Source organism: Ureibacillus sp. 179-F W5.1 NHS, from assembly GCF_045369345.1.
GTDB lineage: Bacteria > Bacillota > Bacilli > Bacillales_A > Planococcaceae > Ureibacillus > Ureibacillus halotolerans.
Map to the genome: position 1 here is coordinate 26,279 of NZ_JBIQFG010000006.1, position 21,652 is coordinate 47,930.

The 21,652-nt window shown below is 34.8% G+C and carries 26 protein-coding genes; 22 read left to right on the forward strand and 4 right to left on the reverse strand.

Translation table 11 applies throughout. The features are described from left to right. The first annotated feature begins 307 nt into the window (after positions 1-307). The 7 genes from ACH0B5_RS04660 to mtnN all read left to right on the forward strand — a co-directional run bounded on the left by ACH0B5_RS04660 (position 308) and on the right by mtnN (position 6,223). Entirely contained in the window at positions 308-940 is a 633-nt protein-coding gene (locus ACH0B5_RS04660) for an O-methyltransferase (RefSeq protein ID WP_122971388.1), read from the forward strand. A gap of 6 nt (positions 941-946) precedes the next feature. After that, positions 947-1,879, forward strand: a complete 933-nt coding sequence (locus ACH0B5_RS04665) for a peptidase U32 family protein (protein WP_406927471.1) — start codon at positions 947-949, stop codon at positions 1,877-1,879. 31 nt (positions 1,880-1,910) lie between these two features. Then, complete coding sequence (locus ACH0B5_RS04670; RefSeq protein ID WP_341362974.1) at positions 1,911-3,176, forward strand: peptidase U32 family protein; 1,266 nt, start codon at positions 1,911-1,913, stop codon at positions 3,174-3,176. Then, the gene (udk, locus tag ACH0B5_RS04675) at positions 3,177-3,815 is read left to right on the forward strand and encodes a uridine kinase (protein ID WP_122971385.1); all 639 of its coding nucleotides are present in this window, start codon (positions 3,177-3,179) and stop codon (positions 3,813-3,815) included. A 241-nt stretch (positions 3,816-4,056) separates the two neighbouring features. Next, positions 4,057-4,542, forward strand: a complete 486-nt coding sequence (gene greA, locus ACH0B5_RS04680; RefSeq protein WP_122971384.1) for a transcription elongation factor GreA — start codon at positions 4,057-4,059, stop codon at positions 4,540-4,542. Positions 4,543-4,744: 202 nt separating this feature from the next. After that, complete coding sequence (locus ACH0B5_RS04685; protein WP_406927472.1) at positions 4,745-5,461, forward strand: YrrS family protein; 717 nt, start codon at positions 4,745-4,747, stop codon at positions 5,459-5,461. A gap of 69 nt (positions 5,462-5,530) precedes the next feature. Continuing rightward, on the forward strand, positions 5,531-6,223 hold the full coding sequence (mtnN, locus tag ACH0B5_RS04690) for a 5'-methylthioadenosine/S-adenosylhomocysteine nucleosidase (protein WP_122971382.1): 693 nt from the start codon (positions 5,531-5,533) through the stop codon (positions 6,221-6,223). Positions 6,224-6,478: 255 nt separating this feature from the next. Here mtnN and sigK read toward each other — a convergent pair whose 3' ends face one another. Both sigK and pssA read right to left on the reverse strand, forming a co-directional pair. Continuing rightward, a complete protein-coding gene (gene sigK / locus ACH0B5_RS04695) occupies positions 6,479-7,222 on the reverse strand; it encodes an RNA polymerase sporulation sigma factor SigK (RefSeq protein ID WP_122971381.1) in 744 nt (247 codons plus the stop codon). A gap of 122 nt (positions 7,223-7,344) precedes the next feature. Continuing rightward, entirely contained in the window at positions 7,345-7,884 is a 540-nt protein-coding gene (gene pssA / locus ACH0B5_RS04700) for a CDP-diacylglycerol--serine O-phosphatidyltransferase (RefSeq protein ID WP_122971380.1), read from the reverse strand. A 113-nt stretch (positions 7,885-7,997) separates the two neighbouring features. Here pssA and ACH0B5_RS04705 point away from each other — a divergent pair, with 113 nt between their 5' ends. From ACH0B5_RS04705 to ACH0B5_RS04760, 12 genes are all read left to right on the forward strand, one after another. Beyond that, entirely contained in the window at positions 7,998-8,780 is a 783-nt protein-coding gene (locus ACH0B5_RS04705; RefSeq protein ID WP_122971379.1) for a phosphatidylserine decarboxylase, read from the forward strand. 77 nt (positions 8,781-8,857) lie between these two features. Then, on the forward strand, positions 8,858-9,376 hold the full coding sequence (locus ACH0B5_RS04710) for a YqeG family HAD IIIA-type phosphatase (protein WP_122971378.1): 519 nt from the start codon (positions 8,858-8,860) through the stop codon (positions 9,374-9,376). After that, entirely contained in the window at positions 9,376-10,479 is a 1,104-nt protein-coding gene (gene yqeH, locus ACH0B5_RS04715; protein WP_122971377.1) for a ribosome biogenesis GTPase YqeH, read from the forward strand. Before ACH0B5_RS04710 ends, yqeH begins: the two co-directional genes overlap by 1 nt. A 40-nt stretch (positions 10,480-10,519) precedes the next feature. Then, positions 10,520-11,353: a shikimate dehydrogenase gene (gene aroE / locus ACH0B5_RS04720; RefSeq protein WP_341362364.1), complete on the forward strand. Its 834-nt coding sequence runs from the start codon at positions 10,520-10,522 to the stop codon at positions 11,351-11,353. Between the two features lie 16 nt (positions 11,354-11,369). Further along, a complete protein-coding gene (gene yhbY / locus ACH0B5_RS04725) occupies positions 11,370-11,675 on the forward strand; it encodes a ribosome assembly RNA-binding protein YhbY (RefSeq protein WP_122971375.1) in 306 nt (101 codons plus the stop codon). Positions 11,676-11,687: 12 nt separating this feature from the next. After that, entirely contained in the window at positions 11,688-12,260 is a 573-nt protein-coding gene (locus tag ACH0B5_RS04730) for a nicotinate-nucleotide adenylyltransferase (RefSeq protein ID WP_122971374.1), read from the forward strand. Then, a complete protein-coding gene (gene yqeK / locus ACH0B5_RS04735; RefSeq protein WP_122971373.1) occupies positions 12,247-12,810 on the forward strand; it encodes a bis(5'-nucleosyl)-tetraphosphatase (symmetrical) YqeK in 564 nt (187 codons plus the stop codon). The genes ACH0B5_RS04730 and yqeK overlap by 14 nt, the downstream gene beginning before the upstream one ends. A gap of 29 nt (positions 12,811-12,839) precedes the next feature. Next, a complete protein-coding gene (rsfS, locus tag ACH0B5_RS04740; RefSeq protein ID WP_122971372.1) occupies positions 12,840-13,187 on the forward strand; it encodes a ribosome silencing factor in 348 nt (115 codons plus the stop codon). Next, on the forward strand, positions 13,187-13,930 hold the full coding sequence (locus tag ACH0B5_RS04745) for a class I SAM-dependent DNA methyltransferase (protein WP_406927473.1): 744 nt from the start codon (positions 13,187-13,189) through the stop codon (positions 13,928-13,930). The genes rsfS and ACH0B5_RS04745 overlap by 1 nt, the downstream gene beginning before the upstream one ends. Positions 13,931-14,006: 76 nt before the next feature. Further along, a complete protein-coding gene (locus ACH0B5_RS04750) occupies positions 14,007-14,693 on the forward strand; it encodes a helix-hairpin-helix domain-containing protein (RefSeq protein ID WP_406927474.1) in 687 nt (228 codons plus the stop codon). Between the two features lie 76 nt (positions 14,694-14,769). Further along, positions 14,770-15,342 carry a ComE operon protein 2 gene (locus ACH0B5_RS04755; protein ID WP_122971370.1) on the forward strand — a complete coding sequence of 191 codons (573 nt, stop codon included), beginning with the start codon at positions 14,770-14,772 and terminating at the stop codon, positions 15,340-15,342. Then, entirely contained in the window at positions 15,326-17,635 is a 2,310-nt protein-coding gene (locus ACH0B5_RS04760; RefSeq protein WP_406927475.1) for a DNA internalization-related competence protein ComEC/Rec2, read from the forward strand. The genes ACH0B5_RS04755 and ACH0B5_RS04760 overlap by 17 nt, the downstream gene beginning before the upstream one ends. Positions 17,636-17,660: 25 nt before the next feature. On the opposite strand, the gene ACH0B5_RS04765 is transcribed toward ACH0B5_RS04760, so the two are convergent. Then, complete coding sequence (locus ACH0B5_RS04765) at positions 17,661-17,825, reverse strand: YqzM family protein (protein ID WP_122971368.1); 165 nt, start codon at positions 17,823-17,825, stop codon at positions 17,661-17,663. 174 nt (positions 17,826-17,999) lie between these two features. Here ACH0B5_RS04765 and holA point away from each other — a divergent pair, with 174 nt between their 5' ends. From holA to ACH0B5_RS04780, 3 genes are all read left to right on the forward strand, one after another. Continuing rightward, positions 18,000-19,010 (forward strand): DNA polymerase III subunit delta, encoded by a 1,011-nt coding sequence (holA, locus tag ACH0B5_RS04770; protein WP_341362361.1) that lies wholly within the window; start codon positions 18,000-18,002, stop codon positions 19,008-19,010. 128 nt (positions 19,011-19,138) lie between these two features. Continuing rightward, entirely contained in the window at positions 19,139-19,828 is a 690-nt protein-coding gene (locus tag ACH0B5_RS04775; RefSeq protein ID WP_406927476.1) for a hypothetical protein, read from the forward strand. Then, entirely contained in the window at positions 19,828-21,141 is a 1,314-nt protein-coding gene (locus ACH0B5_RS04780; protein ID WP_406927477.1) for a hypothetical protein, read from the forward strand. The genes ACH0B5_RS04775 and ACH0B5_RS04780 overlap by 1 nt, the downstream gene beginning before the upstream one ends. Positions 21,142-21,256: 115 nt before the next feature. Here the strand turns inward: ACH0B5_RS04780 and rpsT are convergent, their stop codons facing one another. Then, positions 21,257-21,508 (reverse strand): 30S ribosomal protein S20, encoded by a 252-nt coding sequence (gene rpsT, locus ACH0B5_RS04785; protein WP_122971364.1) that lies wholly within the window; start codon positions 21,506-21,508, stop codon positions 21,257-21,259. Positions 21,509-21,652: the final 144 nt, after the last annotated feature.

Here is a 21,652-nt window from a genome sequence, read left to right on the forward strand (position 1 = left end):
AATTCCATAACAGTATGACATAATCAGAAGGAAACGAACGTTTTTTTGGAGAGTATAGAAAAAATAGAGTTGAAACTTTTTTCTATACTCCACAATAAAGATTATTCGCTTTCCTTCTGTTTTCGTGATATTATAAGTTGTGATTTTTTGTATTCATTGAAGAAAGAGATTTGCAACGTAACAACGATTCTTTCTTTTTTTACGATTGATTTTTTGTTTTATCGTATAGTAAGTCTTTAAGCCAAATATAATGTTTGGTTTTTTCTTTTTAACGATTTTATTTTTTTATTAAAAAGGGGTTCACATAATGGAATTTTCTGATGCTTATATAGAATCCTTTATTCAACCACGCAATGCGTTATTAATGGAGATGGAAAGTTTTGCAAAGGAACATCATGTGCCGATTATGCAACTGCCTGCCATTGATGTCTTAAACCAACTCCTTCGAATCCAAAATCCATCTAGCATATTGGAGATAGGAACTGCAATTGGTTATTCTGCATTGAGGATGGCAGAAACATTACCGAATTGTAGTATTGTGACGATTGAAAGGGATTCCGAACGAGTCAATCTTGCAAAAGAATTTATTGCACGTTCAGAAGTATCAAATCGAATTACGGTAATCGAAGGCGATGCGTTAGAAGTGGATGTTGAAACAATTCAATCTACTTTTGATGCTGTTTTTATTGATGCCGCAAAAGGCCAAAATATTCGTTTCTTTGAAAAATTCGCACCACTAGTTCCGCCGGGTGGTATTTTGTATATCGACAATATATACATGCACGGTCTGTCGGATTTAGATATTAAAGAAGTTCCCCGGCGTAAAAGAACGATGATTCGTAATTTAAAACATTTCACTGACTGGATTATGCAAAATCCTAATTATGATAGTACATTTTTTCCTGTTGGTGATGGCTTATTAATTTGTTTGAAGAGGTGACAAGTAATGAAAAAACCTGAATTATTAGTTACGCCAAAATCGATACCACATATTAAAGAGTTAATTCTAGCAGGTGCAGATGCATTTGTCATTGGCGAGCAACAATTTGGTCTGCGTTTAGCAGGTGAATTTTCCGTTATCCAAGTAGAAGAAGCAACAAAGCTAATTCATGAGGCTGGTAAAAAAGTGTATGTTGCAGTAAATGCACTTTTCCACAATGACCGTCTAGAGGCTTTAGATGAATACTTAAAAGAGATGCAAAGAATAGGTGTAGACGCATTAATATTTGGTGACCCTGCCGTAGTCGTATCAGTACGTGAGCTAGGGATTACGATACCACTTCATTGGAATCCTGAAACAATTGCGACGAACTGGTTCCAAGCGAACTATTGGGGAGAACGTGGGGCAAAACGTGCTGTGTTAGCCCGTGAACTTTCTTTAGACGAAGTGTTAGAAATAAAAGAACATGCAAAACCAGAAATAGAAGTACAAGTTCATGGAATGACATGTATGTTCCAATCAAAACGTTCGCTATTAGGGAACTATTTCTTATATCGCGGAGAAGTAATGGAAGTTGAAAATCGGAAAGAAAATAAAAATATGTTCCTTCATGATAAAGAACGTAAAAATAAATATCCGATATACGAAGATTTAAATGGAACACACATTTTCTCTCCTAACGATATGTGTCTTATCGATGAATTAACGGAGCTATTTGAAGCGGGAATTGATTCATTGAAATTTGATGGTGTACTCCAAACAGAGGAATATATCGTGACTGTAACTAATTGTTATCGCCAAGCAATTGATGCCTATTTCGATCAAGGTGAAGATGCTTATGATGACTTGAAAAATAAGCTATTAGAGCGAATTGAAATCATTCAACCAAAATTACGTCCATTAGATACAGGATTTATCTTTAAAGAAACAGTGTATTAAGGAAGGAGCGGCATTTGCCTTGTTACAATTAATAGAAAACGAAAAAATTCGTGAGACGGTTAATGGTAAACGTGTTATTACAAAAAAACCTGAACTATTAGCACCAGCAGGCAGCTTAGAAAAATTAAAAGTAGCCGTTCATTACGGAGCTGATGCTGTCTTTATTGGTGGCCAAGAATTTGGCTTACGTTCCAACGCAAACAATTTTACAATCGAAGAGATGCGTGAAGGTGTAGAATTTGCAAAAAAATATGGCGCTGTTGTGTATGTAACGACGAACATTTTTGCCCATAATGAAAATATGGCTGGTCTAGAAGAGTATTTACAGGACATTGAAGATGCGGGAGTTAGAGGAATTATTGTAGCGGACCCATTTATTATTGAAACATGTCGTCGTGTAGCTCCTAAATTAGAAATTCATCTATCAACACAGCAATCCCTTTCCAATTGGAAAGCGGTTAAGTATTGGAAGCAAGAAGGGCTTCATCGCGTTGTGTTAGCCCGTGAAGTAGGCGCAGAAGAAATGCGCAAAATGAAAGAAGAAGTGGATATTGAAATTGAAGCTTTTGTTCACGGTGCGATGTGTATTGCCTATTCTGGCCGTTGTGTATTATCTAACCATATGACAGCTCGGGATTCAAATCGTGGAGGATGCTGCCAGTCATGCCGTTGGGATTATGACTTATATGAAGAAGTAGATGGCGAAGAAAAAGCGTTGTTTAACGAAGGAGACGCGCCGTTTGCAATGAGTCCAAAAGATTTAAAATTAATTGAATCTATTCCCCATATGATTGAACTTGGCATTGATTCGTTAAAAGTGGAAGGACGTATGAAATCCATTCACTACATTGCCACTGTTATTTCTGTTTATCGTAAAGTGATTGATGCCTATTGCGCGGATCCAGAAAACTTTAAAATTAAAAAAGAGTGGTTAGAAGAGTTGGATCGTTGCGCTAACCGTGCCACTGCATCAAGCTTCTTTGAAGGAGAACCAAGTTTTGAGCAACAAATGTTTGGCACTCATGCGACGAAATTAAAATGGGACTTTGCAGGCCTTGTCCTTGATTATGATCAAGAAAGTCAAATCGTCACTTTACAGCAAAGAAATTACTTCAAGCAAGGTGATACGGTTGAATTTTTCGGACCTGATATTGAATCATTTAAAATGGAAGTTGGACAAATTTGGGATGAAAAGGGTAATGAGATCGAAGTAGCAAATCATCCGTTACAAATTGTAAAATTCAAAGTGGATCGCCCATTGTTCCAATACAACATGATGCGAAAGGAGAATAAATAAATGTCCAAAAAGCGCCCTTTAGTAATAGGGATTGCGGGTGGTTCATGTTCAGGGAAAACTAGTGTGACACATGCCATTTATGATGTATTCAGAGAACACTCTGTTGTAGTTATAGAGCAAGATTATTACTATAAAAACCAAAGCCATTTAACTTTTGAAGAACGTTTGAAAACGAATTATGATCATCCACTAGCATTCGATAATGATCTACTGCTAGAGCATTTAAATCGTTTATTACAAAGAAAAGCAATTGATAAACCAGTATATGATTATGTGAATCATACTCGTGCAGAGGAAGTAATTCATGTAGATCCGAAGGACGTTATTATCCTTGAAGGTATTTTAGTTCTGGAAGATAAACGTCTACGTGATTTAATGGATATTAAATTGTTTGTTGATACTGATTCAGATTTACGTATAATTCGACGTATTGAGCGAGATATTAAAGAACGAGGAAGAACAATTGATTCAGTAATCGATCAATATTTAACGGCAGTTCGTCCAATGCATAATTTATTCATCGAACCGACTAAGCGCTATGCTGATGTTATTATTCCAGAAGGTGGAGAAAATGAAGTAGCCATCGACTTAATGGTAACAAAAATTAAAACAATTCTTGAAACTATGTCGATTGTGTAATATGATGAGTTAGTATTGGAATTTTATAGAACTTGAAGAAAAATATATAATATTACTAATAAATTCGGTTATTAGTTAAGTGGATAAAAGTACTTCTATTGGTTACTTTTCTCTCATATGCTTAATTACTAACCGGGTTTTATTATTACACTTTAAAAAAGAAAACGATTGCATTTTCATGTATAAGGTGTATAGTATTGTTTCAAGTAAAATATTGTTAGTATTTAAGGAGTGAAATGTCTTGTCAAATGAAAAACAATATCCAATGACATTAGCAGGAAAACAAAAATTAGAAGAAGAATTAGAATATTTAATAACAGTTAAACGTAAAGAAGTAGTAGAGCGCATTAAAATTGCTCGAAGCTTTGGAGATTTATCAGAGAACTCTGAATATGATTCAGCAAAAGAAGAACAAGGTTTTGTAGAAGGACGTATTTCAGCAATTGAATCAATGCTACGAAATGCATTAATTATAGAGGAATCTGAGGGCGAAAGTGATATCGTAACTTTAGGGAAAACAATTACGTTTGTTGAACTTCCTGATGGCGATGAAGAAGAATATACAATCGTTGGTTCAGCTGAGGCAGATCCATTTGAAGGACGTATTTCAAACGATTCACCGATTGCGAGAGCATTACTTGGCCATAAGGTAGATGATATCGTAAAATTAACTACACCTGGTGGAGACATGGAAGTACGCATCGTTTCCATTAAAACAGCAAAATAGTTCTACCATCCTTTCAACTGGCTTAATATACATAGCCATTCGAATTTGGAAAACATAGAAGAGTCGACGAATTTTACTGATTTGTCGACTTTTTCATTTCGTTTAAATTTCTAACAAGAATATTAAATAATGGGGTATTTAATGGTTTTCAAATGGAATATTGATACAATAAAAGTAATGGTGTAAAGGAGGATTCAATCGTATGTCTAAAAAAGGACAGGAATCTTTAACACGCTCAAATAAGCGGCGTAAAAAGACAAAGAGCAAAATGGATCGCCTCTTAAATATATTAATTGCTGTTGTTTCAATACTCATTATTTTAAACTTAGTGATTGTTCTAAATGATGATTCTGAAAAAGAAGAAAAAACTGAGGTAGCTCAAGAAAATAAAAATAATAGTAGCGATAATATGAAAGAGAATGAAGATACTAATCAAACAGATAACAACTCTTCTGATAAGGACGATGATGGAGAGGCTCTGGAAGGGGATTCTTCCCAATCGGAGGATAATCAAGATAGTACGGAATCTGACTCTGGAAAAGCAGAAGACGATAAAGAGACAAGTGAAGCCAAATTGATCGTACAAAGTTCGAACGATCCAATAGTAGAACAAGTTATTACGAATCCAAGCTGGGATGTTACGCCAACAAAGCAAAGCGGCGAACATGTATCGGCCTATGAAGAAGGGCATATTGATTACGAGGAAAAATTAAAAACGATTCGAAATGCTGTACAATTAGATGGAAATAATATCATTTATTGGTCAGTAAAAAATAATGGTAGTGCCGATAGTTCAGTTGCCGTCGTTTCAAACAATGATAAAACAGAAAAATATCGAGTTTATATTGAATGGGTTCAAAATGAAGGTTGGAAGCCTGTGAAGGTTGAGAAACTGAAAAAATTAGAAGGTACCTATTAGTTTTTCGTTGACGTATGGCCACTTATTCTTTATCTTAGTATAAGTGTCAATTATTGGAGGGATATCGGAATGAAAATTGCCGTCATTGGTGCAATGGAAGAAGAAGTAGAATTATTAAGAAATGCACTTGCAAATACAGAAACGACAACGATTGCGAACAGCGAATATACAACAGGTACATATAATGATAAAGAAGTGGTTTTATTAAAAAGTGGAATAGGAAAAGTAAATGCAGCGATGTCGACTACTGCGTTACTATATGAGTTTAAACCGGATGTGGTCATTAACACTGGATCTGCTGGTGGATATGATCCATCATTAGAAGTTGGAGCTATTGTCATTTCAGATGAAGTACGCCATCACGATGTGGATGTAACGATTTTTAATTATGAAATGGGTCAAGTACCCCAATTACCTGCAGCTTTTAAATCCGATGAACGGTTAATGAAACTGGCTGAAGAGGCTGTTACAGAGATTGGAGAACATCAATATGCGGTAGGACTTATTTGTTCGGGTGATTCCTTTATGAACGACCCTGAGCGTGTTGAAAAGGTAAGAACATACTTTCCACAAATGAAAGCTGTAGAAATGGAAGCTGCAGCCGTTGCGCAAGTTTGTTATCAATTTGATACACCGTTTGTTGTCATTAGAGCATTATCTGATATAGCAGGGAAGGAATCGAATATTAGTTTTGATGAATTTTTACCTGTTGCAGCAAAACATTCTACGGAAATTGTCTTAAAAACGATTGATAAGTTGTAATGGTTTGTTAAATAAACGTCTTGACGCTTCAGAAATAGACAAAGTAATATAGAAATATGAATGTAATGGGAGGTTAACCAATGTTATATCTTATGGGTGGTTCTGTAGTTATCACTGCAATTTTAGGTATTTTAATTTATTTTGGTGCGAATGATTCACACGTACATCATTAATGAAAAGGCTCATTAAGGTTAAATAACAACCATTAATGAGCTTTTTTTATGGTGAGATTTTATCAGTTGTTCATTGGGAGATTCAGTTTAAATGGGTGGCATCATTTTCTGATTTTCGATTTTCCTTTTCCGCTTGATTATGTTTAAATTGTTGGTAAAGTTTAACGAGGGCTCGTTTTTCAATCCGCGAAACATAACTTCGGGAAATTTTTAATTTTTTTGCGATTTCTTTTTGAGTTAATGGATCGTTATTGTTTAGTCCATAACGATAGACGATAATTTCCAATTCTCGAGGTTCAAGGGTATTTAGGTAGGAATAGAGTTGTTCAAAACTTTCTTTTTGTTCAATTTTATCGATAGCGGGTTGTTCATCTAGTTGTAATAAGTCGCGAATTTGTAATGATTGTCCTTCTTTATCTACGCCAATTGGTTCAAACAAGGAAACATCTTTTTGAACTTTTTTTTGTGCTCTTAAATGCATTAAAATTTCATTTTCAATACAACGGGCAGCATATGTGGCTAGACGTGTTTTTTTATCAGGCGTATAACTACTCACAGCTTTCATCAGACCAATTGTACCAATGGATATATAATCGTCTAGTTGTTCGTGCTGCGGATGGAATTTCTTGACGACATGGGCGACAAGTCTCATATTTCTTTCAATTAAATCGAGACGTGCTTGTTCATCACCTGCCATGAAGCGTTCGATACATTTGGCTTCTTCTTCTTTCGTAAAAGGTCGGTGAAAAGCCTGCCCCTTTAAATACCCAAGAAATGACGGAATGTCTAGCCAAAGCTGCATTAGTGATGCAAAAATTCCACTCAATCACGTCATCCTTTCTGCCTTTTTCGACATTATATGATAAACTTTTCGAGAAAATGAAAGGTATATGGGATATAAACATAAAAAAACGATGCAATCATTTAGATTTGATGCATCGTGTTTCATTATAATTTTTTTAATGAAAAGGTACTTACCATCAAAATGGAAAGGATCGGGTAGACAAATAAGTAAAAGGGCGGATTCACTACGGGTATTAGGAAATAGGATACTGTAAGAATTGTACCTGCAGCCGTAATTGGTAAACCTACAAAATAACAGTTGGATTCAGTTATGTTAAATCGTGCCAGACGGAACGCGCCGCAAGCAATATAGAAAATCGTAATAATCATTCCTAATGTACCAAAGTCATTTAAAATGCATTCATACATTAAAAGGGCTGGTGCGACACCGAACGAAATAATGTCACCCATCGAGTCTAATTGTTTACCAAGTTCCGATTCTTGATTAAATTTCCGAGCTACCTTACCGTCATAACGGTCGAGGAAAGCAGCTATAAATATAAATAATACGCTATAACTATATGATTCATTTAATGTCGCCATAATAGAAGCGCCACCAAATGACAAATTACATAAAGTAATTAGATTAGCAGCGTGCGATTTAATTTTTTTAATCGTGGAATCCACCATATGTAGAAGAAACATGGGGAAACACTCCTTTGCGCTAATTATATTTCTATATTATACTTCGAAACAGTACAAATTGTAAGTCATTCATTTTTTCTTAAAAATTAAGAATTTATTTATAGGGGGTTTATATGAAAGAAAAAATATATCAATACTTGATTGAACTGACGAATGGAAAATACAGCTCCCTGATGTTAAAAAAACTTGTCTCATCCTCATTTAGTAAAAAGTTTATTCGTGAGTATAGTAAAGTATACGGAATAGATGTCTCTGAGGTTTCAAGAGAACTACATAGTTTTGAAAGTTTACAAGATTTTTTCACAAGACAGTTAAAAGAGGATGCCAGACCAATAAATCAACATGACAAAACGTTCATTAGTCCAGTAGATGCAAAAATTGAATCGTTCGGTGAAATAGAAGATGGTGCTGTTTTTAGTGTAAAAGGCAAGCCTTATACGTTGTTTGACTTATTAGGGAAAGAACAAATGGTTGAAAAATATAAAAAAGGAAAATATATTGTTTTTTACTTAAGTCCTGCCAATTATCATCGAATTCATAGTCCGTTAGATGGTACGGTTATTCGTCAATACTTTCTTGGAAATAAATCGTATCCAGTCAATCAATTAGGGTTAACATATGGCAAAAAGCCGATTAGCCATAATTATCGTATGATTAATGAAATTCAAATTCAAAATAATAAATACTTTACCCTTGTGAAAGTTGGCGCAATGTTTGTTAATTCCATTACTTTGACGAATGTGTCCACTTCTTGGAAAAAGGGCGAAGAAATCGGTTATTTCGGTTTTGGATCAACGGTTGTCATGTTATTTGAAGAAAATGTTGTTACTTTTACAAACAATGTACAAAAAGGACATGCCGTGAAAATGGGAGAACCGATTGCAACTATGCTATAATCGACTAATAAAGAGAACCTTTATAAATAGAGGTAATATCATCCAATACTTATAGATATTATGAAGGAGTTAAGGCTTTGTATAATTTTTTATTACCAAAAGAATTTGTCTCAAGTGTATTTGAAATTACACCAGAAAAATTAGAAGCACTCAACATTAAAGGCATTATTACAGATTTAGATAATACTTTAATTGAATGGGATCGACCAGATGCAACGGAAGAGATTGCAGCTTGGATGAAAATGATGCAAGACGCAGGAATTCGTATTATTATTGCCTCTAATAACAATGAAGAACGGGTAAAACGTTTTGCTGAACCGCTAGGAATTCCATTTATTTTCCGGGCTCGAAAACCATTAGGAGCTGCCTATTTTGCTGCTATGAAACAAATTCGCTTAAAAAGTAATGAAGTGGCAATGGTTGGGGATCAATTATTAACGGATATTATGGGTGCTAACCGTTTAAAATTATATACTTTTTTAGTCCGTCCGGTTGCAGAATCGGATGGCTTTGTTACGCGTTTTAATCGTTTCGTAGAACGTCGAGTGTTTAATACGTTAAAACGCAAAGGAATTAAAACTTGGGAGGAACAGTAATGAGTGAAATGCCAAACTGCATTGGCTGTGGAGCAATTATACAAACAGAAAATCCGAAAGAGGTAGGTTATGCACCTCCTTCTTCATTAGAAAAGGAAACCGTTATATGCCAACGTTGTTTCCGATTGAAAAATTACAATGAAATTCAACCGGTAAGTTTAACCGATGACGACTTTTTACGTATATTAAACGGCCTTGGAGAACAGCAAGGGTTAATCGTAAAAATCGTTGATATTTTTGATTTTAATGGCAGTTGGTTACCAGGCTTGCACCGATTTGTCGGAAAAAATCAAGTTTTACTTGTGGCGAATAAAGCCGATTTATTGCCAAAGTCTGTAAAACCGAAAAAAGTTATTAATTGGTTAAAACGGGAAGCAAAAGCGTTAGGATTACAACCGATTGATGTAATGCTTGTTAGTGCCCATAAAGGGTTCGGAATGGAAGAAGTAGTAGATGCTATTGAAACGTTAAGAAAAGGTCAAGACGTATTCGTAGTAGGCTGTACAAATGTAGGGAAATCTACTTTCATTAACCGTATTATTAAACAGGCAACGGGAGAAGGCAATGTCATTACAACATCCCATTTCCCTGGAACAACGCTAGATATGATTGAAATTCCGCTAGATGATGGTTCAGCCCTTTATGACACGCCGGGTATTATTAACCATCATCAAATGGCCCATCATATCGATTCAAGTGAATTGAAATATATAATGCCGAAAAAAGAAATTAAACCGAAAGTATATCAACAAAATGAAGGTCAAACTTTATTTATCGGGGCTCTTGCTCGATTTGATTTCATAAAGGGTGATCGCTCTGCTTTTACAATCTATGCAGCAAATGACCTACCAATTCATCGTACTAAGTTGGAGAAGGCAGATACTTTATATATGGAACATAAAGGGGAACTCCTTTCACCACCTTCTGAAAAATATATTGATCAATTACCAGAATTAGTTCGTCATGAATTTGCTATAAAAGAAGGGAAAACCGATGTGGTTATTTCCGGTCTTGGGTGGATTACAGTCCAACATCCGAATGTAGTTGTTGCAGCTCATGCACCAAAGGGTGTTGAAGTATTTATTCGACCATCGTTAATTTAAAAAATGAAACGTATTGCTTATGGATGGGGAGGTTGAACAAATGAAGAAATGGTTTGCTGTTATTGGGGACCCGATTGCCCATTCCAAATCACCGAATATGCACAATACTTGGTTTGAAGAAATGAATATAGATGCGACATATATACCGATTCATGTAAAAGGTGATGAGTTAGAAAAAGCGGTCGCAGCTTTAAAAACATTAGGTGTTAGTGGATGGAATATCACCATTCCCCATAAACAAACGATTATTCCGTTTTTAGATGAACTTGATCCAATAGCTGAAAAAATGGCTGCAGTGAACACGGTCGTTGTCCAAGATGGAAAGTTAAAAGGATACAATACGGATGGAGCAGGTTTTGTTCATTCCCTTGAAGAAGCGATAGGACAACAAAAACAAAGTGAAGTTCTAATCATTGGATCAGGTGGAGCAGCCCGCGGAATTGCCTTTGCGTTACAACAGTATGGATATCACAATTTAACGATTACGAATAGAACCGTTTCAAAAGCAGAAAAAATAGTGAATGAATTAGGGGAAGGACGGGCACTTTCTATAGAAGAAGCAGAAAATTCCTTGGACCGTTTTAACATTCTCATTCAATGTACTTCTGCCGGCTTAGCGAATACGGATTTTAAATTGCCGTTATCCCTTGAAAAATTACAAGAGGGAGCATTTGTGGCGGATATTGTGTATAATCCATTAATGACACCATTTTTATTGGAGGCCGAAAAAAGGAAGGCAACAATTATTAATGGTCTTGGCATGTTTGTCCATCAAGGAGCAATCGCTTTTCAACATTGGTTAGGACAATATCCAAATACAAATTTAATGATAAAAAGATTAACTGAAGAATTACAAAATGAGCAGTTAATTTAGGAGGAAATTTTATTTTATGCTTACAGGCAAACAGAAAAGATTTTTACGAGCAGAAGCACACCATTTAACACCGATATTCCAAGTAGGTAAAGGTGGCGTTAATGACCAAATGCTTCGTCAATTACGGGATGCACTAGAGGCACGTGAATTAATTAAAGTGCGTATTTTAGATAATTGTGAAGATGAAAAAAACGAAGTAGCGGAAAGCTTAGCAACTGGAACTGGTGCAGAACTTGTACAGTTAATCGGTTTAACAGTTGTTTTATATAAAGAATCTCGTAACAATAAAAAAATTGTGTTACCTAAAGAGAGTAAAAAGTAAGGTGTTATGCCTATGAAAAAAGTTGGCATCTTAGGAGGAACCTTTAATCCTCCCCATATTGGACATTTAATAATGGCGAACGAAGCCTTTGATGCCCTTCAACTTGATGAAGTCCGGTTTATGCCAAATGCCATTGCACCCCATAAACAATTTGTCGATGATGCCTCGATGGAAAATCGTCTACGTATGGTAGAGCTTGCCATCGAGCCATACGATCATTTCAAGGTTGAAAAGATTGAATTTGAGCTCGGCGGTGTATCTTATACGTATCATACAATGGTTGAATTATGTAAGAGGGAGCCAGATGTACAATTTTATTTTATCATCGGTGGCGATATGATTGATTCGTTACATACATGGTATAAAATTGACGAATTGGTAAAACTGATTCAATTTGTTGGATTGAAACGTCCTGGCACCCAATCGTCTTCTACATATGATGTGAAAATGGTGGAGGCGCCTGAATTGGATTTATCTTCAACGTTAATAAGAAAGCGTATTAAAACAGGTGGTACATTAAAATTTTTACTACCTGATAGCGTTGAAGCTTATATTCGAAAGGAAGGTCTATATGGAGCGCAGTGATTATTTATCGGCAATTAAAACACGTATGCCTGAAAAAAGATATATTCATACTATTGGTGTAATGGAAACAGCCATTTTCTTAGCAGAAAAGTACGGTGAAGATGTAAAATCAGCTGAAGTTGCTGCCATTTTACATGACATCGCGAAGTATGCTGATGAAGAATGGATGAATCAAATAGTAAAAGAAAAATGTCTTGATGAACGGTTATTAGGCTGGGGTTCAGAAATTTTACATGGACCTGTTGGGGCATGGATTGCTCAAACTGAATTTAATATTACAAACGAAGATATTTTAAATGCCATCCGTTTCCATACAACAGGTCGGGCAAATATGTCCAAATTAGAAAAAATTATTTACATTGCTGATATGATTGAACCAAATCGGAAATTTGATCGAGTAGATGAATTAAGGCAAATGGCAAATGCTGACTTGGATGAAGCAATGAAAGCATGTATTTGCCATACGATTTCATTTTTAGTCCATACCGAGCAAGCAATTTTTCCGGTTTCAATAGAGTGCTATAATGATGTAATTTCAAAAAATGCATAGAGCGTTTATAAAGAGAGGAAAAGTGGAGAATGACAGAATCTTTATTACAAATTGTATATAAAGCATTAGATGATAAAAGAGCAGAGGATATTGTTGTATTAAATATGCAAAATATTTCTTTGTTAGCTGATTACTTTTTAATTTGTAACGGTAATTCAGATCGACAAGCACAAGCTATTGCACGAGAAGTTCAAGAAAAGGCCCAAGAAAATGGTTATGAAATTAAACGTATCGAAGGGTTTGACTCTGCCCGTTGGATTTTAGTGGACCTTGGGGATGTTGTAGTGCATATTTTCCATAAAGATGAACGAGCATTTTATAATTTAGAACGATTATGGGGAGATGCTCCTCAATTAGATATGCCGGCTGCTGAGTGATGACGAACAGTTATAGTCGTTTTGCATCCGTTTATAATCAGCTAATGGAAGACATTCCCTATGATCAATATGTTCATTGGATACAAACCTTTGCTCCAAGCGATAAATATCCAAAGTTGTTGGATATCGCTTGTGGAACAGGGACACTCTCCTTACTATTTCATCAAGCAGGGTATAAGGTCAGTGGAATTGATTTGTCAGAAGAGATGTTATCGGTTGCCCAAGAACGGTTTGATTCTGAAGGGGTAGATATCCCGTTATTTGCGATGTCAATGGATGAACTAGATGGTTTTTCTGAACTGGATGTCGTAACGATTCCGATTGATTCCATTAATTATTTAGTGGAACAAGATGCTTGTTTAGAAACGTTCAAACGAATTTATACACAACTTCGGGATGGTGGACAATTATTTTTTGATGTTCACTCCCTTTATAAAATGGATTTTATTTTTATGGAAAGTCCTTTTACGTATGATGATGGAGAAATTATGTATCTTTGGTATACCGAACAAGGTGAGTTTGACCATTCTGTATATCATCAAATGACGTTTTTCGTGAAAGATGAGAACAGTGGTTTATATGAGCGCTTCGATGAGGAACATTTCCAACGAACTTATCCATGGGAAATGTATGTTAAATGGTTAAAAGAAGTCGGCTTTTCGGAAGTTTCAGTTACAGCTGATTGGTCACAACAAAGTCCTTCAGAGGAAAGTGAACGAATTTTTATACGTGCAATGAAATAAAGAAAACATCTTTTCAACAGAAGGTAATTTATGTATATTATTGTTATACTCCATATGATTACCTTCTGGAGAAGAGGTGTTTTTTATATTCCAGAAAGTATTAAAGAAATATGGAAAGACAATGCTGTTCCCCGGTATTGTCGTTATCGTTCTCCTTTATTTATTCCTTCAACAAGAAGATTCTACGAAAGAATCCTATACGATTTCAACGATTCCACAAGAACAAACTGAACAATTCAATAGTAATGAGCAACAACAAATAAAAGATAAGGCAAAAGAGAAAGAAATTACTGAAGAAGAACTTAAAACAGAAAAGATTTTAGTAGATGTAAAAGGTGCTGTAAAATATCCAGGTGTCTATGAACTTACGATGGAAAATCGGGTTATTGATGCAATTGAGCTAGCGGGTGGCTACACAGAAGAGGCGGAAACGAAGGCAATTAACCATGCCCAAAAGCTACAAGATGAAATGGTCATCTTTGTTCCTAAAATAGGTGAAGTTATAGAAAATAGTTTGTCAGGCGGGATTGCAACAAGTGTCCCACCCCAAAATAGTGGGAACACAAATGATAAAGTGAATATTAATAATGCGGATGAAGCTACATTAACGACCCTTCCAGGCATAGGACCGTCCAAAGCCCAGGCGATTATTAGTTATCGAGAAGAAAATGGTCCCTTTGAATCGATTGATGAATTAAAAAATGTCTCTGGTATTGGAGATAAAACGTTCGAAAAGTTAATGGATTTAATTGATATAAAATAAACATTTCAACATTTATGACATTGCACAAACGAGTGTGAACATCTAAACTAAAGTAAGATAGTTTGGAGGTAATCATATGGAGCGAATTACTTGGGATCAATTTTTTATGGCACAAAGCCATTTGTTAGCCCTTAGAAGTACATGTAGTAGATTAGCGGTTGGGGCAACGATTGTAAGGGAGAAAAGAATTATTGCAGGCGGTTATAATGGTTCAATCTCAGGCGATGAACATTGTATAGAGAAAGGGTGTTACGTCGTGGACAACCATTGTGTTCGGACAATCCATGCCGAAACAAACGCATTATTGCAGTGCGCAAAATATGGAACACCAACGAACGGTGCAGATATTTATGTAACCCATTTTCCTTGTTTACCGTGCTCAAAAACAATCATTCAAGCAGGTATAAAAAATGTATACTACGCTAAGGATTATAAAAATAATGAATATGCGTTAGAGTTATTTGAAAAAGCCAATGTAAATGTTGCACACATTCCTTTTGATGAAGCAAAAATAGACTTTTTACAAAAAAGCAAATTACAATTAGCAGTTGACATGCTACATAAATTGAGGGATTTAGGTGCTTCAGAAGAGGAAATAAAGCCTTTTGAAGAGAAGGTGAAAGAATTATTTGATGTCGTTCAAGCATAACTGGATTTTCTATGCCTTATCGGTTCTCGTTGCTACCCTTGCAGCTTTCGAATCGGTAAGGCTTTTATTTATTTTATTACTCATAAGTGGTTTTCTAACTTATAAAAAAATAGCAATAGGACATGTAGTGGGAGTTCTAATTGTCGGAACTATTTCTTATTTTTCCTTTATTCATGAGATAAAACCTTTAAATGAACCACTTCAACTTCCTGAAGTTTTAACATGGACCGATGAATATACGATAAAAGGGAATGTATTGCGCGGTTTTATGAAAGATCGCAAAGGTAGAACTATTTATGTAAAGTATGAAATAAAATCAGAAAACGAAAAAATAAATTTCCAACAAACCCCATTAGTCGGTATGGAATTTAGAGTGGATGGCAAGTTAGTAGAACCTTCAAAGCCTAATCATGATTATGCCTTCGATATGAAACGTTATTTAAAAAGTAAAGGAGCTATGGGTATAGTTGAAATATCGGAATGGCAGTTTATAGGCATACAAGATTCCATCTCACGTAAAATTAGTTTACAACGATTTCACTTAAAACAACATATTGAAGAAACTTTTCCCCACTCTTTAGTTGGAGAAGCTCAAGCCCTTTTAATTGGTTTACAAGAAAATGTCGATGAAGAGACGTCAAGGGCATACCAAACACTCGGTATTACCCATCTGTTTGCCATTTCTGGTCTCCATATTGCCATTGTATCCTTCATTTTCTTTCAAGGGTTATTGCGTTTAAAGGTGAGGAGGGAGCTTGCTACAATTGTATTAATGATTGTTTTACCAATCTATGGGATTCTTGCCGGCGGAGCGCCTTCAGTTTGGCGTGCTATCACTATTGTTGAAATAATGATGATAAGTCGAATAAAGGGCAATAAATTATCGGTAGACGATTGCTTGGCAATTAGTTTTATTTTATTTGTATGGCTCGAACCTTGGGTCATATATCAAGTAGGGTTCCAATTATCCTATTTAGCTACGGCTAGTTTAATTTATTCTGGCCCTTTGATTAACCGGTTTTCTTCATGGATTATTCAATCTTTTTTCATTACTTTTGTTTGTCAATTACTTGTTTATCCTCTATTGCTTTTCCATTTTTATGAAATAAGCTTATCTTCCTTTATTGTGAATATATTTTTTGTTCCTTTATTTTCATTTATTATTTTACCGATTAATATCGTGCTTCTCTTCGTTTCTTATTTTCCGTTCAATCTATTATCCTTTTTATTGCATGGTTATGAGCCGGTTCGGCTATTTCTTACAACAATCATTGATTTTTTACAATCCATTCCACACCAAATGTGGAATCCAGGTAAACCAACGATAATTCTCATATTAGTAGCTTTTATTAGTGTGTTTATCGTTTTTTATTTATTAGATTGCCAAAGAAATTGGTCCATAATCCTGATTGTTTTATTTATTCCTGCATTGATAATTCATTTTAGTGGGAAGCTATCAAATGAATTAAAAATATCCTTTATAAATGTAGGACAAGGGGATTGTGTCGTCATCGAATTACCATATAGAAAACAAGTATATATGATAGATACAGGTGGTTTATTACGATTTGAACAAGAACAATGGAAAAAAAGTAATCGTTCTTATGAAATCGGAAGGGATGTTGTAGTCCCTTATTTAAAAGGAAAAGGTATCACGAAGATTGATAAATTAATTTTAACCCATGCTGATAGTGATCATGTTGAAGGAGCAGAAGAAGTTTTACAAGAGATCGAAGTAAAGGAGATACATATTACTCCAAGTTCGTATAAAGAAAAGGTAATGAACGAGCTCCTAATGGAAGCGGAGAGTAGAAAGATTCCTATCATCGAACAAATATCAAATCGATCTTGGAAAGTGGATGATATAACCTTTACTTACTTATGGCCGAAAGAAACAACTTACGAAGGAAATAATGATTCACTAGTTCTATATATGTCAATGAATCAGTTTGATGCTTTATTTACAGGTGATTTGGAGAAAGAAGGAGAACAGATAATTGTAAAGGAATATCCCGATTTATCTAAAATTGATGTTTTAAAAGCGGGACATCACGGTAGTAAAACATCAAGTAGCGAAGAGTTTATTGGAATACTACAGCCAAGCTTAACGATATTTAGTGCTGGGGAAAATAATCGTTATGGACATCCGCACCAAGAAGTAGTGGAGCGGTTTGATGCATATGATTTAACTACACTTACGACAAGTGAAGTGGGGACAATTGAAGTGACAATTTCTGATTCCAATATGGAAATCGTCACGTCAAATAAAGAAAAAAGGGAAATCTCAAAATAGAGATCTCCCTTTTTTCTTTCAGCGATTATGCTGCTACATCAATAATTGTTGCAATAATAAACATAAGTGCAAAGAATACGAAAGAAACACCAAATCCAACGCCAGCATCAATAGCTTGATTTCGCATTGAAGCGCCGTTTTTGCCTTCAAAAGGATTGTGTGTTACAACGTTCTCATCATGTGATGACATACCTATCCCTCCTACTCAAACTCAATTATAAGTGAAGATAATACAAAAATCTATATCGAATAAAACCTTTTCTCTTTAATAACCTTTCATTGTTTGCCACATTTTATACATAGATGCTAGAAAATAAAAAACGTGTATACTTATTAGTAGGTAAAGTATTAGGAGGATTTCAATATGTTTACGAAAATTTGGAAAGAAATGCAAAATGGGCAAATCGCTCCTATTTATTGTATTTTCGGAGAAGAAACTTATTTCGTTGATGAAACAATGAAGAGATTGAAAAAATCTTTAAATAAAAATGAAGAGGCGGAGATCATCACATTTGATTTAGAAGAATCGCCTGTTGATTTAGTGATTGATGAAGCAGATACATTCCCATTTTTTTCAGAAAAAAAATTAGTGATTGCGAAAAACGCATCTTTTTTAAAAGCATCGGAAAAAGGGAAAGAAAAAATAGAACATGATTTAAAAAGGTTGGAAAATTGGTTAGCCCATCCATCGGATTTTTGTATCACAGTTTTTATTGCACCGTATGAAAAGCTAGACGAACGTAAAAAAATTACAAAAGCTATGAAAGAAAAAAGTATTATGCTACATGCCGAAACACCGAAAGAAAATGATCTGGCTGTCTGGGTTCGGAATGAAGTTAAAGCATTTGAAAAAAGTATTACTGATGAAGCGGTGGATAAGTTAATTGAAATGGTTGGAGCAAATATGCTGCAATTGCAAATTGAAATTGAAAAAATATCGTTGTATTTAGGTGAAGAACAGCAAATATCCGTTCATCTAGTAGAAGAACTTGTTGCAAAAACGTTGGAGCATGATGCATTTAAAATGTTAAATGCCTATTTGTCTCATAATAGTGCAGAAGCCCTGCATATTTACCATGATTTACTGCGTCAAAAGGAAGAACCGATTAAACTTGTCGGGCTTCTTGCGTCAAATATTCGTACAATGAATAATGTTTATTATTTACAGAAAAAAGGATATCATCCAAATCAAATTTCAAAGCAGCTGAAAATTCACCCTTATCGGGTAAAGCTAATATTGGAAAATCGGGATCGGCCAAGTGAAGAAAGGCTACTCAAAGCATTAAATAAATTAGCTGAAATTGATTTACAATTGAAATCCATCAGTGGGAATCGTGAGAGGTATTTGGAAATGTTTTTACTAAGAGCGCTATAAACCATATGGAGCATTTTCCAATTTATAATTAGTTATCCATTTAACTCCATTTACAAAATCTGTTATATTTAATCTATTAAGTTTCAATTTAACCAAAAAATATAAACGTTATATTGAAAGGAATAGACATGGACTATCAATTTAGATTTTGGCATTCACTATTCAATCCTAGTAAATTAGCCTTTGCGTTAGATAACGCAGATCAAGGTTATCTAATAAAAGGGTATCGTATTAAATTTTTTATATTGTTTTTCTTCATGATCATGTTTTACATAGTAAGAGACCTTTGGGGGATGGGGACGGAAGGTCTAACCTATTTTTCCGTTTCAAATATGTATGAAGAATTTGTGGTAAGTCGATATTTGTCTACATTAGGAGCAGCGATTGAGGGAATGTTATTTTTCCTTTTTCATTATTATATTATTTCCTTTTGTTTATATGTATTAACAGACTTACCATTTCGTTCAATATCAAAGATTCAATTATTCGTTATTGCTAGTATTTTAATAGAGAAAGTGATTCTATTTATAGTATTTGTTATGGTGGGGTATACGACACCTTTATCCTTTTTATCCTTAGGGCCTATTACATCCTATTTAGTGAATGATAGTTTTGTTATATATTTTTTAAATCAAATAACGGTTGCAACCGTTGCAACCGTTGTGATTCAATACGTATTTCTTTCTAAATGGGAAGAGGAAAGCAAAGGGATATTATTAACGAAAATTATGATTGTTCAACTTTTCTTCGCCCTTATTACTGCAGCTATTAGTGTAATACCGATAAAAGACTATCTATTAAAGGTGGTAGGTCTATAATGCGGAAGGTGAAAATTTGGTGGATCATTGGTTATGGACTTTTTTTGTCCTTTCTCATTTTGAATATTCGACTTGTATTTAGTGAAGATAGTCAGATAAGTCGATCCTATTATATTTCTGAATATGAGCGTGCCACTTCAAATACAGAAAGGGCGTATATAGAAAAAGATGCTCTTATTGTTCCGAAAGAAGAAATTCATATTACAGCAAATGCAGAAGCTTTATCCCAAATATCCGTCCAACCTGGCCAAAAAATTTTAATGGATGAAGAAATAGCCGCTTATAAAACAGAAGAAGCAGCCAAGGAACGAAAAAAAATGGAGGCCGAAAGAATGGCCTATGAGAGGGAGTTAATGACTTTAGAAGAGATTGTTGCTAAATTAGAAGTTGAAGAGTTTTTAGATGAGCCTACTTCAAATTTTGATACCGAAGAAATCGGTGATGAGTTCACTTTTACTATTGAAACGCAAATCTTGAAAGAATCACCTATCGAAGCAATTGCAATCGTAGAAAGTCGTATTGCTGAAGTTCAAAGAAACATTGATATCATTGATGAACAAATGAACGAACTAACTGTATCTAATGTGTTATCTAGTCCTGTTGATGGGATGATAGGTGATGTGATTGAGGAAAATGGTTCGGTTACGTTTATACTCTATCCTAATGATAAAAATCTATTAACCTATCTTTCAGAAAAGGAATGGCAACAAATAAACGAAAACCAAAATGTAGAATTAGATCCGTTACTTGTTGGAGAGAACATTGGGCAAGCTGGAGGAGCAGAAGAACTGGAATTAGCAGCAGAAGGGGAAAAAGAATTACTAGGTGTTATAGTAGAAAAACAAAATATCCCTGCTATTAAATCGATCTGGTATAAAGAAATGGAGAAGGTCGTAAAGCTTCCGCAACCAACTGCCTATGAATTACGGATTGATCTAGATGAACAAATTATTAATAAGCCGATTGCGAGTTTGACAAAGGCTAAAATTATTATTGACGAAGCATTAAATGCTCATCGATTGAAGAAAGAATGGGTGCATACGGACAACACGTCAAACTCAAGTATTGGTGAATTTGTTTATATATTGGATGAAGAGGGGAAAATTAATCTGTCACCTGTGCATTTAGAGTTTCATGATCATGGAACGACCGTTTTTACAAGTTCTATTGAAGATGGTACAGTCATTTTAAATGATAAGGAAAGAAAATTATATAGCCGAAGTTTTTTCCCTTTTCCAACTGAATGGCCGGATAAAGAACTGTTATCAACGTTTACTTGGGAAGATTACTTCAAATACTTATTCTTATATTAATAAACGAACTATCCAGGACTTGGGTCTTTTGGATAGTTTTTTTGTGCAATGAAAAAGAGATTTTCCTCACATCATATAAAGAAATGATAGGGAAAACCTCTTAATAGTTCATCAATTAGTTAGCTTTTTTAGCTAAACGTGATTTTTTACGAGCTGCAGCGTTTTTATGGATAAGACCTTTAGAAGCAGCTGTATCAAGAGCTTTGTTAGCAGCTACTAGTAATTCTTTAGCGTTTTCAGCATTGTTAGCTAATGCTAATTCAGCTTTTTTAATTGTAGTACGCATTGCAGATTTTGCTTGAGAGTTAGCAATGTTTGCTTTTTCAGCAGTTTTAACTCGTTTAATCGCAGATTTAATGTTTGGCATATCTTTCACCTCCTAAATAAGGTACGAGATGAGTCATCTTCTCACTGTTTTCATTTGTCAATACAACAAAAATCATTCTACCAAACGACGCGTATAATTGCAATAGATAAATGCAAAGAATATTTACTTGACAGTTTGTCCAAC